Source organism: Leptospira levettii (assembly GCF_002812085.1).
Lineage (GTDB): Bacteria > Spirochaetota > Leptospiria > Leptospirales > Leptospiraceae > Leptospira_A > Leptospira_A levettii.
Genome location: NZ_NPDM01000003.1, coordinates 35,824 through 52,556 on the forward strand (window position 1 = coordinate 35,824; position 16,733 = coordinate 52,556).

Below are 16,733 nucleotides of genomic sequence, written 5' to 3' on the forward strand. Positions count from 1 at the left end.
TTTAGTTCTAAATTTAAATCAATTTCTAATTATATTTAATAATTAGACTCATTATAATTTTGGTAAATCAATGCGATGGTAGCCACTAAAGGGTTCATAGCCACGTTCTGTGATATTTCCAGCAATGAATAAATATTTCCCATATTGTTTTTGATGAAATGTAACGCCTGTTTGTGATATGTTCCATGGAGTCACTTGGTTTGTATTCAAATTGATAAATGCAGTTCCTTGTGCAGTTGTGGAATTGATAGAGGAAAACCCTCCATGTAAAACCATCAATCCATCGTTAGTAACAAACATATTGTAAAAAGCGCCACCATTCAATTGAAAACGGTTTGTTTCAAACGCTCCCGTGTCTTTCTGGAAACTTGCTAAATTTTGATTGGAAAATCCGCCAACGGTCGTAAAAGTACCACCAACATAAATTTTTCCATTATAAGAAGCAAATCCAGAAACATCGGCATTTGGAAACGTTGTTGGAATATTGAGTGCCGTACCGTCAGTTTTGTTTACGGCTCGGATATAAGTAGAGATTGAGCCACCAGCATTGGTAAAAAGACCACCTAACAAAATAGAGTCATTTAAATCAAACAAAGCACTTACTTGGTTATTTGCATTTGGATTCCAACTGGTAAGATTAAAACTATCGAGTGAAAACGAGGCAACATTATTTCGAGTTGATCCATTTACATTTGTGAAAGTGCCACCAAAATAAAAATTCGTTTCATCAGATATTAAATTTGTGACAACTCCACTGTTTACATTTGGGTTAAAGGATGATAAATCATAATTTGGTAATCGAAACGCAGCTAAGCGAGGTCTACTTTGTCCACTGATGGATGTAAAGGATCCGCCTAAAAAGAGAAAATTTCGTTTGATATGGAGAACACTTACTTCGTTGTCAATGGAAGGTGACCAATTGGAAGGTAAACCAGAATCTAAATAGACGGAAGCAATGTTAGAGCGGTTTACATAATTTACGGTGCTGATACTTCCTGGAATCATCATTCTACTTCCATCTAACGAAAAGGCTGCGGCCGCAGATGGATAAGAGAATTGATTGAAAAAATTGGGATTCCATTCTCTCATGATGTTTGTATTCGCATCAATACTGGCACCATAATTTCTCGTTTCACCCAATACAGATGTAAACGAACCAAACAAATAGATTTGACCATTGTTTTCAATCACCTGGTGGACGTTTCCGTTTACTCCATAATTTAGCCCTAGCTCTGTTCCAGTATTGGAATCAACAACGGCAAAGTTACTCCTTGCTGTTCCTCCATTCACTGTTGTAAATGAGCCTCCGACATAAATTTTGGATCCCGTAGTAGCGATTGCATCAACAATCCCGTTAAAATTTGGATTCCATGCTAATAATGTTCCATTTAAGTCTAATGCAAATGCATAGTTTCTGGGAGTTGTAAACGCACCTCCAACGATGAGTGCAGGGGCACCAGAAATCGAACCAATAGCGAGAGCGCGTATCGTACTATTTTGTGTACTAGATGCTACCCATGAATCTAGAGAGGAAGTGAGTAAGTCAATCCTTGCGATTCGGTCACGCCCAGATCCATTCACTGTTGCAAATTGACCCGCGATGTAAAGTTTTTGATTGTATACCAAAAGTTTCTCTACGGCTGAATTAACATCCACTACCATTGAATCTAAAGCACCGCTATATCGATTGAGGACGACAAAATTATTTCGCGTATTTCCATCCCATGATGAAATGACACCACCTATATAGAGTTTGTCTCCAAAGATTGCCATGGAATAAATATTAGGTGGTGTAATTGGATTCGGTCGAAAATTAAAATCCAATTTGCAATTTGGTAACATATGTACAACATTTTGAAATTGAAAACCTCTGGCATATGTGAAATTGCCAGCAATATAATAACCTCCACTTCCGTCGGAAACTACAGCCTTAGCTATATCGTTTAGTTTTAAAAAGGGACATTCAACATTTGAAATGATTTTTCCGGAATTTGTATCCAAATAGTATGTGGAGCCAACATTAGGTCCAAGTGCAGTAAACGAACCACCTAGTATGAGTTCGTTGCCGTAAATTTCCATAGAATTGACAGTGGCACTCCCACCAAAAACCCCCCAATAATCAACATCGAACGGTAAAAAAGAAGGTAAACAGGAAGGAGATGTATCAGAAATGGCATAACGAATAATACTTCCTAACAAATAGGATTTGGATTTGGGATCACATCCATTCGAAAGTTCAGCTGGTTTACAAAATAAGAATATTGGTAAAAACAGAAAAAATAATTGAATACGCATGGAACAATTTTTGTATATCAGTCAATTTATTTCCACATTAAATTATTTTTTTTAAAAACTGTGAGCATACTTCATGAGGGATTTTTCTAATTTTAAATCAAAAATATATAAGATACTAACCAAGATTGTATTAAAATTGTTTTCAATAAGTTTGCGATATGGAAAGTTTCCTGTATGATGAAACTTTTCAAAAAAGCGAATTTCAAAATCCTTATTAGTTCTATCGTTATATGCTTGTTTTTTATGTCTTGTGCTTGGCACGGAATCCCGCTCGAAAAACGAAAACACATCCCTATCTCCCCACCAAATGGGTGTGATATTCATACCGAAATTAGAACATATCGCGTGTTATTTTTGTTACCGATTTTCGAACACAATCTAAACAAAGAAAGTGAATCCAATCCTTCAGACTTTTTTGTAGTTGAAACTAATTCTTTTGCCAAACCTTGGGATATAATTTTTACTACTTTGGGATTTTTGGTTTCATTCAACTCATCTACAGATAAATTAGTAATTTGCCCGAAAAAGGTAGTTTTTGAGACTCTGCAATCTCAAGGTAACTATCCTGGTACTCCACCCAGATTACCATTTTGGAATTCAAATGGAAGTCCAAATCCAATCCACTCCATTAACTTCCCACCTGATGACCATACCTTAACTGAAGAATCCAAAGAAATTTTAATTTCTTTTACAAGAGAAGTTCTTAAATCGGAGATTAGTTTTAAAATTGTTTTGGTTGGGAAATCAAATACGTCAGGAGATATCGCTTACCAAACAAGGTTAGTCAAACGTAGATTTGATGAAATCCGACAAATCTTGGCAAAAGAATCGATTGATGAAAGTAGAATTCAAACGCTTATCGCTGATGGAAACATTAAAATTTCGAATCCTGAAAAACAAGCGGAATCTCATTCAACGATCTCAATTTATTTGGTAAAGGATTGATTTTGAATTTATAAATTGATGATTAGATTTGATTCGTTCAAATGTTGAGTATTATTATTCCAGTTGATATAGCTGCGAATATTTATTATAGACAGTCTATACAAAACTTTCAAAATAGAGATGATGTCGAAATCATTTTCGTTCACCAGGAAGAGGCATTTACTCGCGCAGAGAGACTTAATATTGGTTTTCATCTTTCCCATGGTGAGATGATTTTATTCCATCATCCAAGAAGTTTGTTAACGAGTGATGCCATTGAATTTTTGATTCATGAAAGTGAAAAAAAAGAGAAATCTATTATGTGGGGCGGTTTCACACACCAGTTTGATCGACAGCATATTTTTTTAAGATGGATTTCATGGTATTCAAATTTCATTCGTGTTCGATGGAAAGGGATCGTATATTTGGATCATTGTATTTTTTTCTCTCGTGAACTTTGGACATCTGACCTTACAATCCAATATTTATTCGAAGATACAGAACTAAGTCAAAAATTTAAGAAAATCCAAAAGCCAATTTTACTTCCTCATGTTAGTTTAACCTCTGCCCATCGATTTTTAAAACATGGAATTTTTAGTCAAATGGTGATGAATCTTCTTTTGAAAATTGGATATAAATTACGACTACCTTCTTCGTTATTGTTTTCCATATACCAGAAGTAGTCGCAATTTTTATTTCAAATTAAAATTCAGCTTTCATTATAGATGATAGTGACCATTCGCTTCTGGTTGGTACTTGACATCAGTGATTTGGAATTGTTGAACTCCGTGAGGAACTTTCCATTGGATGATATCTCCAACTTTATATCCTAAACAAGCTGTTGCAATAGGTGCCAAAATAGAAATTTTCCTTTCAGATGAATTAGCTGCTTCAGGGAAAACCAATTGGAATTCATCAAAATCTAGTTCATTTACGTTTCGGATTTCGATAATTGAATTCATTGTAACAACATTCGCGGGAATTTTTGTCGAATCTACTTTTTGAGCTCTTTCGATTTCTCCTAATAAATCTTCGATATTCACATTTGTTTTGTTTCGTTTTGAATACTCGGTAATCATATTCTTTAATCGAATATAGTCAAAATTTGTAATCGAAAGTTTCTTTTGGGTTTTCATAACCATTCTCCTTGTATTGTGCAAAAAAACTTTCAGTTTATAAAAGAGTTCCGTTCTGTCAACAGGTTCCCTGAATTCAATTGTATTCAATCAAACAAATCGTAAAAACAATTCATATCCGATTGAATTTATATTCGTTATTAAGTTCGATTTCTATTTTAAAAAACCGTCTAAAGACTCCAACTAGTAGAAAAATTTGCTAGACATGGTTTTGGAACTGCATAATGTTGCTATAGCAACAAATGGAAAATGATTTCGAATTAGAAAACTCATATGCCTACTTAATTTATCGCACTGTTCGTGCTTTAAGAAAACAGTTTATGAGGCTTGCAATGGAGCAGGGGCTTGAATTATTCCCAGAACAGTGGTTTGTATTGGTCAAGATCATCAAACAACCTGGTTGTAGCCAATCTGATTTGGGAAGAGATTTTGATGATCGTCCATCTATGGCTCGTGCACTTCGGAATATGGAAAAAAAAGCTTGGATCAAAATCATTCCAGATCCTGACGATAGAAGGAAACATAAAGTGTTTCCAACTAAAAAAGGAATCGAACTTTATACCAGCTTGGTCCCTGAAATTGAAAAGGAAAGAAGTAGAATGTTCAAAAAATTAACAAAACAGGACTTTTATAACTTCAAACGAATCATTGATGAAATATATGATCAATCAGTTGGTTAAAATTTTTTTTGGATATTTGTTGCTATAGTAACAAATATGACAATTGAAGAATACGGATTTTTATTTCAGGGGGATATATGAATACAAATCAAAATGAGAATACAAAAGAAAGTCTGGAGAAGGTGTTTAAAACTTTCATCAGTAATATCGATGCGAGGGATGTTTCTTCCTTAGAAAAGACATTTCATGACCAATTTACTGACCATGTAAGTGTGAGTGGTATGGAGGATATTTTGGTATCCAACAAGGAAAAATACCTTCAATCCTTAAAAGATGGAAAGTTAGGTGGTGTCGAAAGGAAGGTTCAAATCAATTCGATCGACCTTGTCGATAATTTTGGTGTTGTGAAAGCAAACTTACAAAGTAAGGTGATGAATTTTCGCACCCAATATTCTTTTTTGTGGAACCAAGGGGATTGGAAAGTCATTCATGCTTTAGTATCGGCTGAAAAAATATAAGACTTTGTTGTTTCCTTTCGAGTTGGAAATTGAACTCAACGAATCAAACTTTAATTCCTTATGACGATGAGGTTTGGTTCGTTAATTCAGTTTTTGAATGAACTTGAGAATCGAATTATCTCTTTCTTTAATCTGATCAAATAGAATTCCATAATGATTGGATTCAATTTCAATTCCTTTTGCATTGGGAATCCTTCTTACCATTTCATCAAAAGATTCTTTTGGTAATAAATCATCGTTAGGAAATAAGTTCATTTTTGTCGCTCTCATGATGAGAGTAGGGGTACGAATCGATTCGAAATCCAATTTTTTATTGTGTACCATTCTTTTGCCCATTTTTATTGGATGAGTTAAAAATTGTAACATTACAGTTTTCAAATCAATGGCACCACCCATCTCTTTTAGTTCTTCTTCCATAACATATTTTGGCATATGGCAAACATAACCATTTTGAATTGGGTGTAATTCCTTTCCAAAGTAATCTTGGATTTCCTTTGTCCACTTTGGTACTAAAGGAGAATTTTTTACCAAATTAAAATAATCAGTTTGACTGCTATAGACAACATCCAATCGATCAAATGATTGTTTGAGTACCTTTAGGATTTGAATTCTCTTTTTGACTGTTAGAAGACCACCTCCATCCATTAGTATCATACCACTGATTTTATTTGGGAATTTAAGTGCATAACGAAGTGCAATCATACATCCAAAGGAATGTCCTAAGAGTATAAAATCCTTTAATTTGTAATGTTGGACCAATTGATTTAAGTCTTCAATATGATTCATAAAACCATAACCGGTAGCGGGTTTTTCAGAATGACCTCTACCCCTTAAGTCGTAAGAGATTACTTTATGACCTGCTTTCGAAAGTAAGTTTGCGAAGGACTCCATGGAATGTAGATTTCCAGACAAACCATGTAAACAAATAACCGTTTTTTTTCTTCCCGGCCAAACTCCGACGTGAATGGTAGAATGATTCGTTCGGACATACTCCTCCAGAAATTTTTTTTGTTTATTTTGGCTACCATTTTGGTTGGTATTTTTTTTTGACATATTTGATTTGGATGAAACCTGATTCTCTATCAAAGAATTTGGCGGACCAAATTTCATTTCAATGTTTTAATTTCCTTAATTTTGCTATCACAACGATGGAATCGAAAATTTGTAATCAAATTGTAACAGTAGTCGTAATATTCGAATTTTAGAAATGGAGACCTTGTAAAAAGTTGAATCAAAGATACAAATTAGGTTTGGTTTTCCAATTCATTTGATTTGATTCGAGGCAAAAAATTCATGTTACGTGGTATCAAAAGATTAAATCGTTATGAAAACAGAATACTAAAAATAGTAAAGTTAGGTGGTAAACTTGTTAGATTAAAACAATATGGCTTTTCTTCTAAAACGGAAGAAGGATTTAGGTTCCCAATTTATGTTTTGGAAATTGGAAAACCCAAAGCCATTAAAAGTAATGCTTCTGGTCTTATTGCTGGTGTTCATGGTTTAGAGACAATTGGCATTCGAGTGTTATTAGATTTTTTGGATGATCTTTTTGCCCGTAAAAATTCTGTTTTGTATCATGAAATCAAAAATGGTGAAGTTGGAATTGTTTGTATTCCCATACTAAATCCAGGTGGGGTTGCTTTAAAAAGACGTTCGAACCCAAAGGGTGTAGATTTGATGCGAAACTCTGGGGTAGAAGCGGTAAAAGCTCCATTTTTTTTTGGAGGGCATAAGTATTCAAATTTCTTTCCGTATTATCGTGGTAAGGTGTTACAAACTGAGTCAAGAGTTTTGGATCGATACTTTAAAGAATATTTCCTCCAAGCCGAAAATCAATTCATCCCAGTTGTAGACATTCATTCTGGTTTTGGTACTGTGGATCATGTTTGGTGGCCATACGCAAGTACACATGAACCATGTGCTGATGAAGAATTATTTCAGAAAATTGGATCAAATTTTACAAATCATTTAAATCATTTCCTATATCGATTTGGTCCACAAAGTGAAACATATACAACCCATGGTGATCTTTGGGATCGATTGTATGATCAATTCCAATCAAATATAAAAGAGATACATTCTCCCATCTCTAGGCATTTTCTCCCCCTAACTTTGGAAATTGGAACTTGGTCCGATATCAATTTAGATCCATTGAAAATTTTTCGCAAAAGAGGGATCTTCAATCCATCCCGCGAACTAAAACAAAAATCAATCATTAGCCATCGAAAATTTTTATCCGATGTTATACGACTTGCAAAAATGAATCCTTCGGACATCTACTAGATAAAATTATGTTCCGATTTTTGTAAATATTCACTTTACCTTTTTTTGTTTTTCTGCTAAATTTACCCATCTAAGGAAATTAATTTCTTAGGGTGAATCCAATGTTTCAACTAAGTGAAGTACTAAATCTGATTTTTGATAGCATTGGTATTTTAATTATAGCAAGACTATTGATCCTTCAACTAATTCCGAAATATAATTTTTTATTCTTAGCTTTTCTTTTGGTTTGGTTCAGTAATGTATTTACGGTTATTGAAGGATATTACTTTCATGATTTTTTTAATATTTTAGAACATTCATTTTATTTTTTATCATCAGTTAGTTTTTTAATCAGCGTAAAAAGGGAAATCTTGGTTAGCCATCATTGATATGAATCTAATCGTTTTGTTAAATGTTTTATCGCTATTCTTTTGTTTGGTGGCTTTTTGCTTTATTGTTATTTATTTTATAAAAAGGCCATCATTCCGTGGGGAAGGGACATTTCTGATTTTGTTGGCATTGATTCCATGTTACGTAAACATATCCAACATTTTTGAACATGGTTTGTTAATTGATTATTTTGATGAGTATGAAGGTTTTTTTAAAGATTTGTATGCAATGATTCTTTTGATTTTTCTGTATATCAGTTCCATCAAAAAGGAGCAAAAAACGAGAGCTCTTCATGAACACCAAATTAAATCAGACTTAAAATTAAAGTCAAAACTTCTAACCGAAATACACCATAGAGTGAATAATAACTTACAAATCATATCTGGGCTTATGTCCTTACAAATTGAATCCGAAAAAGATGCAAAGTTGACATCATCCCTAAACCTGATACAAAATCGAATTCAAGCTATTGCATCAGTTCATAAGATTATTTATGGTTCACCAAACTTGCTTTATGTGAATTTGAATCAAATATTTACTTTAATCTTAAGTAACTTAAAAATTACCTATTTGAAAGAAAATGTAGATATAGAATTGCGAGAACTGGTGGAAGAAGGATTGGAAATGAATCTAGATCGTGCAATTCCGATTGGGTTGATCTTAAATGAATTGGTTTCCAATTGTTTTCGTCATGCATTTAAAATTGAACATAAAGGAATCATTGAAGTCAGCTTAGGAAAACTAGAAGAGGAATTTGTTTTAGTCGTTAGAGATAATGGAATAGGAATGGATGTTGACTCGGAGGAAAAAGGGATAGGGTTGATGTTAGTCAGAAATTTAGTAAAACAATTGCAAGGAACAATTTTGATTGGAACTCAAAAAGGGTTAACATTCGAAATTAGATTTCCAATCAAAAATTTGAATCCCTTAAAAATCTAAACAAAATTATAAATACAAGATTTCTTCTAATTTCGTAACTTTATAACTGGCTTCCTTTTGAAAAGGAAACGAACCTGTTGGGTCAATGTAGATAGTTTCTACATTTGCTCTTTTGCCAGCTTCTAAATCATATAGATAGTCTCCTATCATAATCGTTTCTTCTGGTTTTGCATTCCATTGTTTCATCAGATACAATATTCCGTCTGGGTTTGGCTTTGGAATGGCGCGATCTCGGCAAATAATATTTTGTTCTGGGAAAAAATTGGAAATCCCTGCAGCATTAAGTGTTTCAAGAGAATTAACAAAATTATTTCGGGTTAATATACCTAATGTTTTTGTTTGCGAGTGAATCGCTTGTAAAAACTCAAAACAACCATGTGATGCTTTTGCCAATTTTGCAATTTTGTATTCGATTTTATCTAGTTCTTTATTTTTTTGCTTTTTTATATTAGGTGGAAGAGATGAAAGTGATGTTAATATATCAACATTTACTGGAATGCCTAGTTCTTGTTTGATTGCTAAAAAATCATGTTGGGCAATGGTTAATGTGCCATCCATGTCAAAAATCCAAAATTGTTTCCTTTGGTGTAGTTTCATCGATGATACAATTCGAAATCTTTTTTGGAATTAATATTCTGGAAAAAAAATTCTTCTTCCATTGGTAAATTGATAAGGACTGTTGTTTTTTCTAAAGCCAAAATTCTTTTTTGTAAAGAAAATTCAATCGAAGGATTTTGGTAGTATGATTGAATCCATTCCTCTAATGTTGATTTGTTATATATTGCACAGAATGGTTCTATTCCATTTTTCGTACGATAGAAGAGACCAGATACATTTGGATTTTCTTGGTATCTATCTATCAGTCGTTTGATTGATTTCAATTTTATGGAGGGATTGTCCACTGCTAATGTGAAAATTGCTTTGTATTGAATGTAATTAGACGTAAGAAAATGATGAGAAGACATTAATCCACATAGTGGTCCTTGTATGTTCTCAAATTGGTCAAAAATGAAACATTTTTTTGGGACCATTAATTCATAGCGAGGCAGTTGTTCTTTTCGAAGTGATAAAAAGAAATTGAGTTTGAAAAATGAAATTTTTTTAATGAGAATTTTTATGAAAGTTGATACCTTACCAAAAGGTAAAAATGCTTTATCTTCACCCATCCTGGAACTTTTCCCGCCAACCAAAAGTAAAAAAATAATATCACTCGTGGTTTGAGTCATGAAGACATCCCTTTGACCACTCGGAACTACCATCTTGGAAGTATTCCTTTTTCCAGATAGGTACTTCATGTTTCACTCTATCAATAATATATCGGTTTGCTTGGTAAGCTTCGTCTCGATGGACTGAACCAGTGGAAACGATTACAGCAATTTCGCCAACGATTAAGGTTCCTAGTCGATGTAAACAATTTGCAAATTGAAGATCCCATTTCCCTCTACAATCTTGTAATATGGAATTGATCATTTGATTTGCCAATTCTGAATATGCTTCATATTCTAAATGTGTTACGATTTTACCTTCATTGATATTACGTACGATTCCAGTAAAAAGCACATAGCCCCCCATATTGGGAATCGATGGTACGATATTCGTTAATTCAATTTTGTTATTTGTTATGTGTTCCATCGATAGATTGATTATCCTCCACTCGATGGAGGTAAAATTGCGATGATCGCGTTATTAGGAATCACTTCAAAATCATTTGCAATTCTCTGGTTGATTGAAACCCTACTAACATTTATAATTTTCGATGCATTCGGTTTTTGTTTACACAAAAATTCCTTTAATTGAGAAACATTAATATGTTCCTCAATATCTGTTATTTGTTTCGCTGTAAAAAAATCCTTTAAAGCTGCAAAAAATAATATTTCTGCCTTCATCTAACCTCCAATATATTTCATTGATAATTCCGAACCAATGAATTTCGTTTTTTTTGTTAACATAGCTTGGTTTAATGTATTTTGGATTTCATCACTAGAGTCTGGCAATTCAAAGGAAGTTTCATCACTCAGACATCCATAAATTCTACCCTGACTGTCCATTCGTAATCGATTACAACCTTCACAAAAAGGTTCTGTATGATTGGCAATCATGCCAAATATATATCCTTCCCCAGTTACAAAATATTGCGCGGTTGAGTCTTGTGGCGTTGGATAATTTTTAATTTGGTATCTTGTTTTAATTTGGTTTCGAATTTCTTCTGCTGAATAAAAATACAATGGATGTTCTTTGTGGAGCGGACCCATTTTCATAAATTCTAAAAATCGAATGGGTATTGATCGTTTGCCTGCCCATTCCAATAAATCCAAAATTTCAGATTCATTGAATCCACGTAAGATAGTGGAATTAATTTTGATATCGAATCCAATTTTTTGGGCTGTTTCAATTTGGTCTAAAATTTGGAATACTGGATTTTTTCGATCACTTAAAGTCTCAAAACCTTTCTGGGATATGCTATCCAATGAAAAATTCATTCTAGTAAGTCCTGCGGACTTCATTTTTTCTAAAAGTGCTTTGTCAAAATTTCCATTTGAAGTGAGAGCAATCTGTTCTATGGAATGTTGTTTTACAATTTGGATTAATTGGATAAGATCCTTGTGGAGGGTAGGCTCTCCTCCAGTTAAATGTACTTCTTTAATATTGATATGTGGAAGTAATCGTGTTAGATTTGTGTTTAGAAGTTCTGGTGTAAGGTATTGGTTGTATGTTTTTATTGGACTGTGATTTTCTTTTTCTTTTGGTGCACAATATACACATGCAAAATTACAAAGGGATAAGATACTAATTCTCAAAACTTCAAATTTTCTAGTATCCAGGGACATCGTTATAAACGATTTTATACATGAATTATCAGTTGGAAACAAAAATTGATTTTTTTCCGTAAATCCAAACCAAATTTTGATAAAATATATTTCTTAAGTTTCCTCTTGTTATAGCACAAATTTTTTATGACTACAGATAAAGAAAAGTATTTCCAGCGACAAACTTTAGTGCCTGAAATTGGATTAGAAGGTCAAAAAAAATGGAATGAAGCTTCAGTCCTGATCATTGGAGTTGGCGGTTTAGGATGTCCTTCTGCATTGCAACTTGCTTTGTCTGGGATTGGTCGAATTGGTCTAATGGATTTTGATGTTGTTGATGTCTCAAATTTGCACCGACAAACATTGTTTACATGGAAAGATATTGGTCGAAAAAAAGTAGAGGTAGCAGCGGAAGTAATTAAAAATCATGTTCCTTGGATACAAATAGAGATATTTTCAGAATTTTTGAGTTTGAACACTAACGTTGATTTTTTGGAAAATTGGGATGTAGTTTTGGATTGTACAGATACCATCCTATCAAAGTATACAATCAACGATATTTGTTTAACAAAAAAGATCCCTCTTGTTACTGCATCTGTTTTTAAATCAAGTGCTCAGTTTGCAATTTTTTCTGGAGATGGGAAACCATGTTATCGTTGTTTGTTTCCAGATTTAAATGAAGGGGATACTCTGAGTTGTAATGAAGGAGGTGTTTTGGGAATACAAGCAACATTAGCCGGAACCTACCAAGCTTCTTTGACATTGCAGTATTTGTTAAATCCGAATCAAATTGACCTCGATTCTGTTTATTTTTTAGAATGGAATCCACTTTCTTTTTACCAATCAAAGGTGGAAAAAAATCCAGATTGTAAAGCTTGTGGCAGTCATCATAAACAAATCCTAAACAAAAGTATGACACAAGAAATAGATGTGGAAGGTTTTTTGAAACTGAAGTTAAATACTTCTGTTACATTACTCGATGTAAGAGAAAAAGAAGAGACCATTCAATCTCCCATACCTGATACATTTTGTTTTCCCCTTTCTGAATTAGAAAAAGGGAAATTACCAGATTTGGATTATGATCAATCGATTGTTTGTGTCTGTGAAACAGGGTTTCGTTCCAACAAAGCACTTACTTATCTATCCAATTTTAAGAGTAAATACTCTTTGTTAGGTGGTCGCAAAGTATTTTTTCAATATTTGGATGATAATAAGATATTCTAGTCTGAAATTTTTAAAATTTTTACCTGAATCCCACTAAACGCAGCATTTCCTGAAAATTCATCAATCGACTGATCATCTGTTAGGTCATTGATACTAACACCGGAAAATTGAGTTGCAACCTTTTGATTTGTGCCACTTCGATTGTGTCCAAAACCATGTGGGATACTCACAACTCCTTTCATTAACTCATCTGTGATTTCAACTGGTATTCGTAATTTTCCAACTTTTGATTCAACGATTACTTCTTCATGATTTGAGATTCCCAATAATCTTGCATCATCAGGATGAACCATCATCGTACACCTTGGTTTACCTGTCATCAGTTTGGGTAAATTATGCATCCATGAATTATTATTACGTAAATGCCTTCTTCCTATTAATAGATATGGAAAATTTGAATGACCACTATTCAAGTGTTCATTGAATTTTGTTTTTAATCTAGGAATATCATTCTGTAACAAAGTAGGAAACAGTTGGATTTTTTTATCTTTAGTGTAAAGTCTCTCTGGAAATGATTTTTTGAGTGGACCTAAATCGATTCCATGAGGACTATTTTTTAGCAGTTCCAAACTCATCTGAATTTCAGTATTATGTTTGCTTCCATAAGGTCCTGATTTTAAAGCATGGTCGATGATACTAGCGGGTGTTAGTTTTGTTCTTATCAACTCACTTGGTAATTCCTTGCCAGATCGTACTAATTCAATTCGTTTTGTTAAATCTGAAAAAATTTCCCAATCATGTAACATTCCTTCTTCAGGTTGGAATAAAGGTTGGTTATAACGAGATGTATTTCTGACAGCAAATACATTGAATATTAAATCGTAATGATCATGTTCTAAAGTTGAAGTTGGTGGCAAAATATAATGGGCATGTTTTGTCGTTTCATTTAGATAAAAATCAAAACTAATCATTAGATCTAGTTGAGATAAAGCTTTTTCAAGTTTGGATCCGTTTGGTGTGGATAAAACAGGATTCCCGGCAGATGTTGCTAAAACTCGAATTTGTCCTTCGCCGTCAGTTAAGATTTCTTCCGCTAATGCAGAGACAGGCAATTCATCATTGAATTCTGGTAGTTTTCTCACTCGAGATTGATATGTATTAAAACTTCCAGGTGATGATCTCATTGTAGAACCTTCTCCTACCAAATCAACGGCAGGTAAAGTGAACATGGCACCACCTTCTTTGTCTAAATTTCCTGTGACAATATTGATCACATTGATAAGCCATTGGCACAAAGCTCCAAATTCTTGTGTAGATACACCAACTCTTCCATAACAAACAGCAGATGGAGCATTCACAAATTCCATGGCAATGCGTTCAATTGTATCCATCGGAATCCCAGTGATTTTTGAAACAACAGTCGGATGGAATTCGTTAGTTAATCTTTGAATTGAATTTAAATCTTCTTCATTTACCAATGAGTTTGGTTTGTTTCGTTTTTTTTCAAATATTACATTTAAAAGTGAGAGTAAGAAAAAAACATCGGTTCCTGGTTTGATAAAAATATGTTCGTTTGCATGTTCCGCTGTTTCTGTTTTTCTTGGATCAATTACTACATACTTCCCACCTCTGTCTTGGATCGCTTTTAATCTTTTTTTAACATCTGGAACGGTCATTAAACTACCATTAGATGCAAATGGATTCCCACCCAATATAAGAAAGTACGTAGTGCGATCAATGTCTGGGATTGGGACGAGTAATTGGTGACCGAACATCAAATAAGAAAGAAGTTGGTGGGGTAGTTGGTCTACGGAAGTTGCCGAGAAATTATTTTTAGTTTTGATCCGGCTTGTAAATCTTTGCCCATATAACATCGACCCATAATTATGAACATTTGGATTTCCATTATAGATGGCAACAACGTCATTCCCATACTTAGTTTGTAAATCTACAATTTGTTTTGCGATATCGGAGAGTGCTTCCACCCAAGAAACTTTTTCCCAACCTGAATTCGTTCTTTTGATTGGAAATTTGATTCGATCTGGATCTTCGTATAAACTTTTTAGTTCTGGACCTTTTGGACAAATATGACCTCTGCTGAACTGATCGAGGATGTCTCCCTTAAAATTTTGAATGGTCCCATTTTTGACTTCGATTTGGAGTCCACACATGGCCTCACATAAATTACATGAACGATAATGTGTTTGATCCATTTTTCTCTCCTAAGACAAGAAGTTTAGAAAAGAAATTTTTGAGAGACAAGTTTAAAATTGTCTCTCAAGCAAAAATTGGATTCGCTTTTGAGATTAGTTTGCGGTCGCCAATTCTGCTTTTTTCTCGCTTTGTGGTATGATTTGTTTCATTTCTTCGCCAACTTCATTCTCTTCTTCCATTGAGAATCGAACTAATAATGCAAAGAAAGCAGAAACTGTTACGATCACTCCTATGATTAAGAGTGCATTTTGATAAGTCACCTCACCGCGGAACAAAAATCCAGCTGAAACGGCGCCAGCGTTGCCTCCAGCTCCAACAATACCAGATACAGCACCGATTGCTTTTTTGTTAACAAAAGGAACTACAGAAAAAGTTGCACCTTCTGACATTTGCACAAACAAACTAAATACAATCATTGATGAGATTGCAAGGATAAGTGATGTCATTTGAGAAAACAAGATCAAACAAATTCCTTCACCAGCAAGAGCTGCAGATAACCAGATCACTCGCCCACGTAACCCCCAAATTATTCCGAATTTATCTCCAAAAACACCACCTAATGTCCGTGCAAAGAGATTCATCAAACCAAAAAGTCCAGCAATAAGACCTGCGGTTGCTGGCTTTAACTTGAACTGGTCTACGTAATAAAGTGCAGCAATGTTATTGATTGTTAGTTCAATTCCGAAACATGCTCCATATGCTAAAAATAATAACCATACTCTGGAGTCTTTTATCACCAAAAGAAAGTTAGATAGTGTATTCTTTTTACCACCTTGGAATGTAGGGTACGTTTCTTTAATGTCTTTAAAATTTCCACCTGGTGTATCTTGGGTTCCGAAGTAGTAAATTATACCCATTAAAAATAAAGCAATTCCTGGAACTACCATGGCAAGTCTCCATGAGACACCAGTTGTGAAACCAAATGCGACAAAGAATCCAAATATAATAGGCATTACCATCTGAGTCACTCCACCGCCTAAATTGCCCCAACCAGCTGTTGTTGCGTTGGCTGTACCAATGATGTTCGGTGCAAACATAACAGATGTATGGTACTGAGTGATTACAAATGAAGCTCCAATTGCTCCGATAGCCAAACGTAAAAGTAAAAATGATAAATAATTATCAGCAAGTCCAATACACATAACTGGAATTGATCCGAGAATCAACAAGAAGGTATACGCTATCCTTGGTCCAATTTTATCACATAACCAACCTATTAGAAGTCGCATAAATATTGTTATCGCTACTGATGCAATGATGATATTTCCGATTTGTGCTTTTGTTAGAGAAAGTTCTTCTCTTACATAAACCATGAGTGGAGCAATACCAAACCATCCAAAAAAACAAAGAAAAAATGCAATCCAAGTGAGGTGGAATGTCCTCATTTGGGGAGTTTTGAAACTGAATAAATCGATCTTAGTTGCTTTCGCATGAGGTGTAATCGTCACGGGAATGATTCTCCTT

The 16,733-nt window shown here is 34.0% G+C and carries 17 protein-coding genes; 7 read left to right on the forward strand and 10 right to left on the reverse strand.

The features are described 5' to 3' along the window. Positions 1-51 precede the first annotated feature (51 nt). The gene (locus CH354_RS11445; protein WP_100728453.1) at positions 52-2,295 is read right to left on the reverse strand and encodes a hypothetical protein; all 2,244 of its coding nucleotides are present in this window, start codon (positions 2,293-2,295) and stop codon (positions 52-54) included. Between the two features lie 174 nt (positions 2,296-2,469). On the opposite strand from CH354_RS11445, the gene CH354_RS11450 reads away from it, so the two are divergent. Both CH354_RS11450 and CH354_RS11455 read left to right on the forward strand, forming a co-directional pair. Next, on the forward strand, positions 2,470-3,240 hold the full coding sequence (locus tag CH354_RS11450) for an OmpA family protein (RefSeq protein ID WP_100728452.1): 771 nt from the start codon (positions 2,470-2,472) through the stop codon (positions 3,238-3,240). Between the two features lie 41 nt (positions 3,241-3,281). After that, positions 3,282-3,902, forward strand: a complete 621-nt coding sequence (locus CH354_RS11455) for a glycosyltransferase family protein (RefSeq protein ID WP_100728451.1) — start codon at positions 3,282-3,284, stop codon at positions 3,900-3,902. A gap of 36 nt (positions 3,903-3,938) precedes the next feature. Here CH354_RS11455 and rnk read toward each other — a convergent pair whose 3' ends face one another. Next, positions 3,939-4,355 carry a nucleoside diphosphate kinase regulator gene (gene rnk / locus CH354_RS11460; protein WP_100727094.1) on the reverse strand — a complete coding sequence of 139 codons (417 nt, stop codon included), beginning with the start codon at positions 4,353-4,355 and terminating at the stop codon, positions 3,939-3,941. Positions 4,356-4,597: 242 nt separating this feature from the next. Between rnk and CH354_RS11465 the strand changes: the two genes are divergently transcribed. Together CH354_RS11465 and CH354_RS11470 are read left to right on the forward strand one after the other, a co-directional pair. Then, entirely contained in the window at positions 4,598-5,035 is a 438-nt protein-coding gene (locus CH354_RS11465) for a MarR family winged helix-turn-helix transcriptional regulator (protein WP_100728450.1), read from the forward strand. Between the two features lie 77 nt (positions 5,036-5,112). Next, entirely contained in the window at positions 5,113-5,493 is a 381-nt protein-coding gene (locus CH354_RS11470) for a nuclear transport factor 2 family protein (RefSeq protein WP_100716625.1), read from the forward strand. Between the two features lie 81 nt (positions 5,494-5,574). Here CH354_RS11470 and CH354_RS11475 read toward each other — a convergent pair whose 3' ends face one another. Beyond that, on the reverse strand, positions 5,575-6,603 hold the full coding sequence (locus CH354_RS11475) for an alpha/beta hydrolase (RefSeq protein ID WP_338092387.1): 1,029 nt from the start codon (positions 6,601-6,603) through the stop codon (positions 5,575-5,577). 183 nt (positions 6,604-6,786) lie between these two features. On the opposite strand from CH354_RS11475, the gene CH354_RS11480 reads away from it, so the two are divergent. Both CH354_RS11480 and CH354_RS11490 read left to right on the forward strand, forming a co-directional pair. Beyond that, the gene (locus CH354_RS11480) at positions 6,787-7,776 is read left to right on the forward strand and encodes a M14 family zinc carboxypeptidase (RefSeq protein ID WP_100728449.1); all 990 of its coding nucleotides are present in this window, start codon (positions 6,787-6,789) and stop codon (positions 7,774-7,776) included. A 369-nt stretch (positions 7,777-8,145) separates the two neighbouring features. Continuing rightward, on the forward strand, positions 8,146-9,084 hold the full coding sequence (locus tag CH354_RS11490; RefSeq protein ID WP_100728447.1) for a sensor histidine kinase: 939 nt from the start codon (positions 8,146-8,148) through the stop codon (positions 9,082-9,084). Positions 9,085-9,090: 6 nt separating this feature from the next. On the opposite strand, the gene CH354_RS11495 is transcribed toward CH354_RS11490, so the two are convergent. From CH354_RS11495 to CH354_RS11515, 5 genes are read right to left on the reverse strand one after another with little or no spacing between them, the layout of a single operon-like run. Continuing rightward, positions 9,091-9,642 carry an HAD family hydrolase gene (locus CH354_RS11495; RefSeq protein ID WP_338092388.1) on the reverse strand — a complete coding sequence of 184 codons (552 nt, stop codon included), beginning with the start codon at positions 9,640-9,642 and terminating at the stop codon, positions 9,091-9,093. 35 nt (positions 9,643-9,677) lie between these two features. Then, complete coding sequence (gene mobA, locus CH354_RS11500) at positions 9,678-10,310, reverse strand: molybdenum cofactor guanylyltransferase (RefSeq protein WP_100727089.1); 633 nt, start codon at positions 10,308-10,310, stop codon at positions 9,678-9,680. Continuing rightward, entirely contained in the window at positions 10,291-10,716 is a 426-nt protein-coding gene (locus CH354_RS11505) for a molybdenum cofactor biosynthesis protein MoaE (RefSeq protein WP_100727088.1), read from the reverse strand. Before CH354_RS11505 ends, mobA begins: the two co-directional genes overlap by 20 nt. Positions 10,717-10,727: 11 nt before the next feature. Beyond that, positions 10,728-10,970, reverse strand: coding sequence for a MoaD/ThiS family protein (locus CH354_RS11510; protein ID WP_100728445.1), 243 nt, complete (start codon positions 10,968-10,970; stop codon positions 10,728-10,730). Beyond that, the gene (locus tag CH354_RS11515) at positions 10,971-11,912 is read right to left on the reverse strand and encodes a GTP 3',8-cyclase MoaA (RefSeq protein ID WP_100766485.1); all 942 of its coding nucleotides are present in this window, start codon (positions 11,910-11,912) and stop codon (positions 10,971-10,973) included. It abuts the gene before it with no gap. A gap of 126 nt (positions 11,913-12,038) precedes the next feature. On the opposite strand from CH354_RS11515, the gene CH354_RS11520 reads away from it, so the two are divergent. After that, positions 12,039-13,115, forward strand: a complete 1,077-nt coding sequence (locus CH354_RS11520) for a HesA/MoeB/ThiF family protein (protein ID WP_100728443.1) — start codon at positions 12,039-12,041, stop codon at positions 13,113-13,115. On the opposite strand, the gene CH354_RS11525 is transcribed toward CH354_RS11520, so the two are convergent. Together CH354_RS11525 and CH354_RS11530 are read right to left on the reverse strand one after the other, a co-directional pair. Beyond that, the gene (locus CH354_RS11525; protein ID WP_100728442.1) at positions 13,112-15,268 is read right to left on the reverse strand and encodes a molybdopterin-dependent oxidoreductase; all 2,157 of its coding nucleotides are present in this window, start codon (positions 15,266-15,268) and stop codon (positions 13,112-13,114) included. The two genes, CH354_RS11520 and CH354_RS11525, sit on opposite strands and share 4 nt — an antisense overlap. 93 nt (positions 15,269-15,361) lie before the next feature. Next, the gene (locus CH354_RS11530; protein ID WP_207764242.1) at positions 15,362-16,717 is read right to left on the reverse strand and encodes an MFS transporter; all 1,356 of its coding nucleotides are present in this window, start codon (positions 16,715-16,717) and stop codon (positions 15,362-15,364) included. Positions 16,718-16,733: the final 16 nt, after the last annotated feature.

Bases quoted from the DNA above. Each gene is read 5' to 3' on its own strand.
- CH354_RS11475 (WP_338092387.1), bottom strand. From the start codon at position 6,603: ATGAAATTTGGTCCGCCAAATTCTTTGATAGAGAATCAGGTTTCATCC.
- CH354_RS11450 (WP_100728452.1), top strand. From the start codon at position 2,470: ATGATGAAACTTTTCAAAAAAGCGAATTTCAAAATCCTTATTAGTTCT.
- CH354_RS11445 (WP_100728453.1), bottom strand. From the start codon at position 2,295: ATGCGTATTCAATTATTTTTTCTGTTTTTACCAATATTCTTATTTTGT.
- CH354_RS11480 (WP_100728449.1), top strand. From the start codon at position 6,787: ATGTTACGTGGTATCAAAAGATTAAATCGTTATGAAAACAGAATACTA.
- mobA (WP_100727089.1), bottom strand. From the start codon at position 10,310: ATGACTCAAACCACGAGTGATATTATTTTTTTACTTTTGGTTGGCGGG.
- CH354_RS11525 (WP_100728442.1), bottom strand. From the start codon at position 15,268: ATGGATCAAACACATTATCGTTCATGTAATTTATGTGAGGCCATGTGT.
- CH354_RS11470 (WP_100716625.1), top strand. From the start codon at position 5,113: ATGAATACAAATCAAAATGAGAATACAAAAGAAAGTCTGGAGAAGGTG.
- rnk (WP_100727094.1), bottom strand. From the start codon at position 4,355: ATGAAAACCCAAAAGAAACTTTCGATTACAAATTTTGACTATATTCGA.
- CH354_RS11455 (WP_100728451.1), top strand. From the start codon at position 3,282: ATGTTGAGTATTATTATTCCAGTTGATATAGCTGCGAATATTTATTAT.
- CH354_RS11515 (WP_100766485.1), bottom strand. From the start codon at position 11,912: ATGTCCCTGGATACTAGAAAATTTGAAGTTTTGAGAATTAGTATCTTA.
- CH354_RS11495 (WP_338092388.1), bottom strand. From the start codon at position 9,642: ATGGATGGCACATTAACCATTGCCCAACATGATTTTTTAGCAATCAAA.
- CH354_RS11490 (WP_100728447.1), top strand. From the start codon at position 8,146: ATGAATCTAATCGTTTTGTTAAATGTTTTATCGCTATTCTTTTGTTTG.
- CH354_RS11505 (WP_100727088.1), bottom strand. From the start codon at position 10,716: ATGGAACACATAACAAATAACAAAATTGAATTAACGAATATCGTACCA.
- CH354_RS11465 (WP_100728450.1), top strand. From the start codon at position 4,598: ATGGAAAATGATTTCGAATTAGAAAACTCATATGCCTACTTAATTTAT.
- CH354_RS11510 (WP_100728445.1), bottom strand. From the start codon at position 10,970: ATGAAGGCAGAAATATTATTTTTTGCAGCTTTAAAGGATTTTTTTACA.
- CH354_RS11520 (WP_100728443.1), top strand. From the start codon at position 12,039: ATGACTACAGATAAAGAAAAGTATTTCCAGCGACAAACTTTAGTGCCT.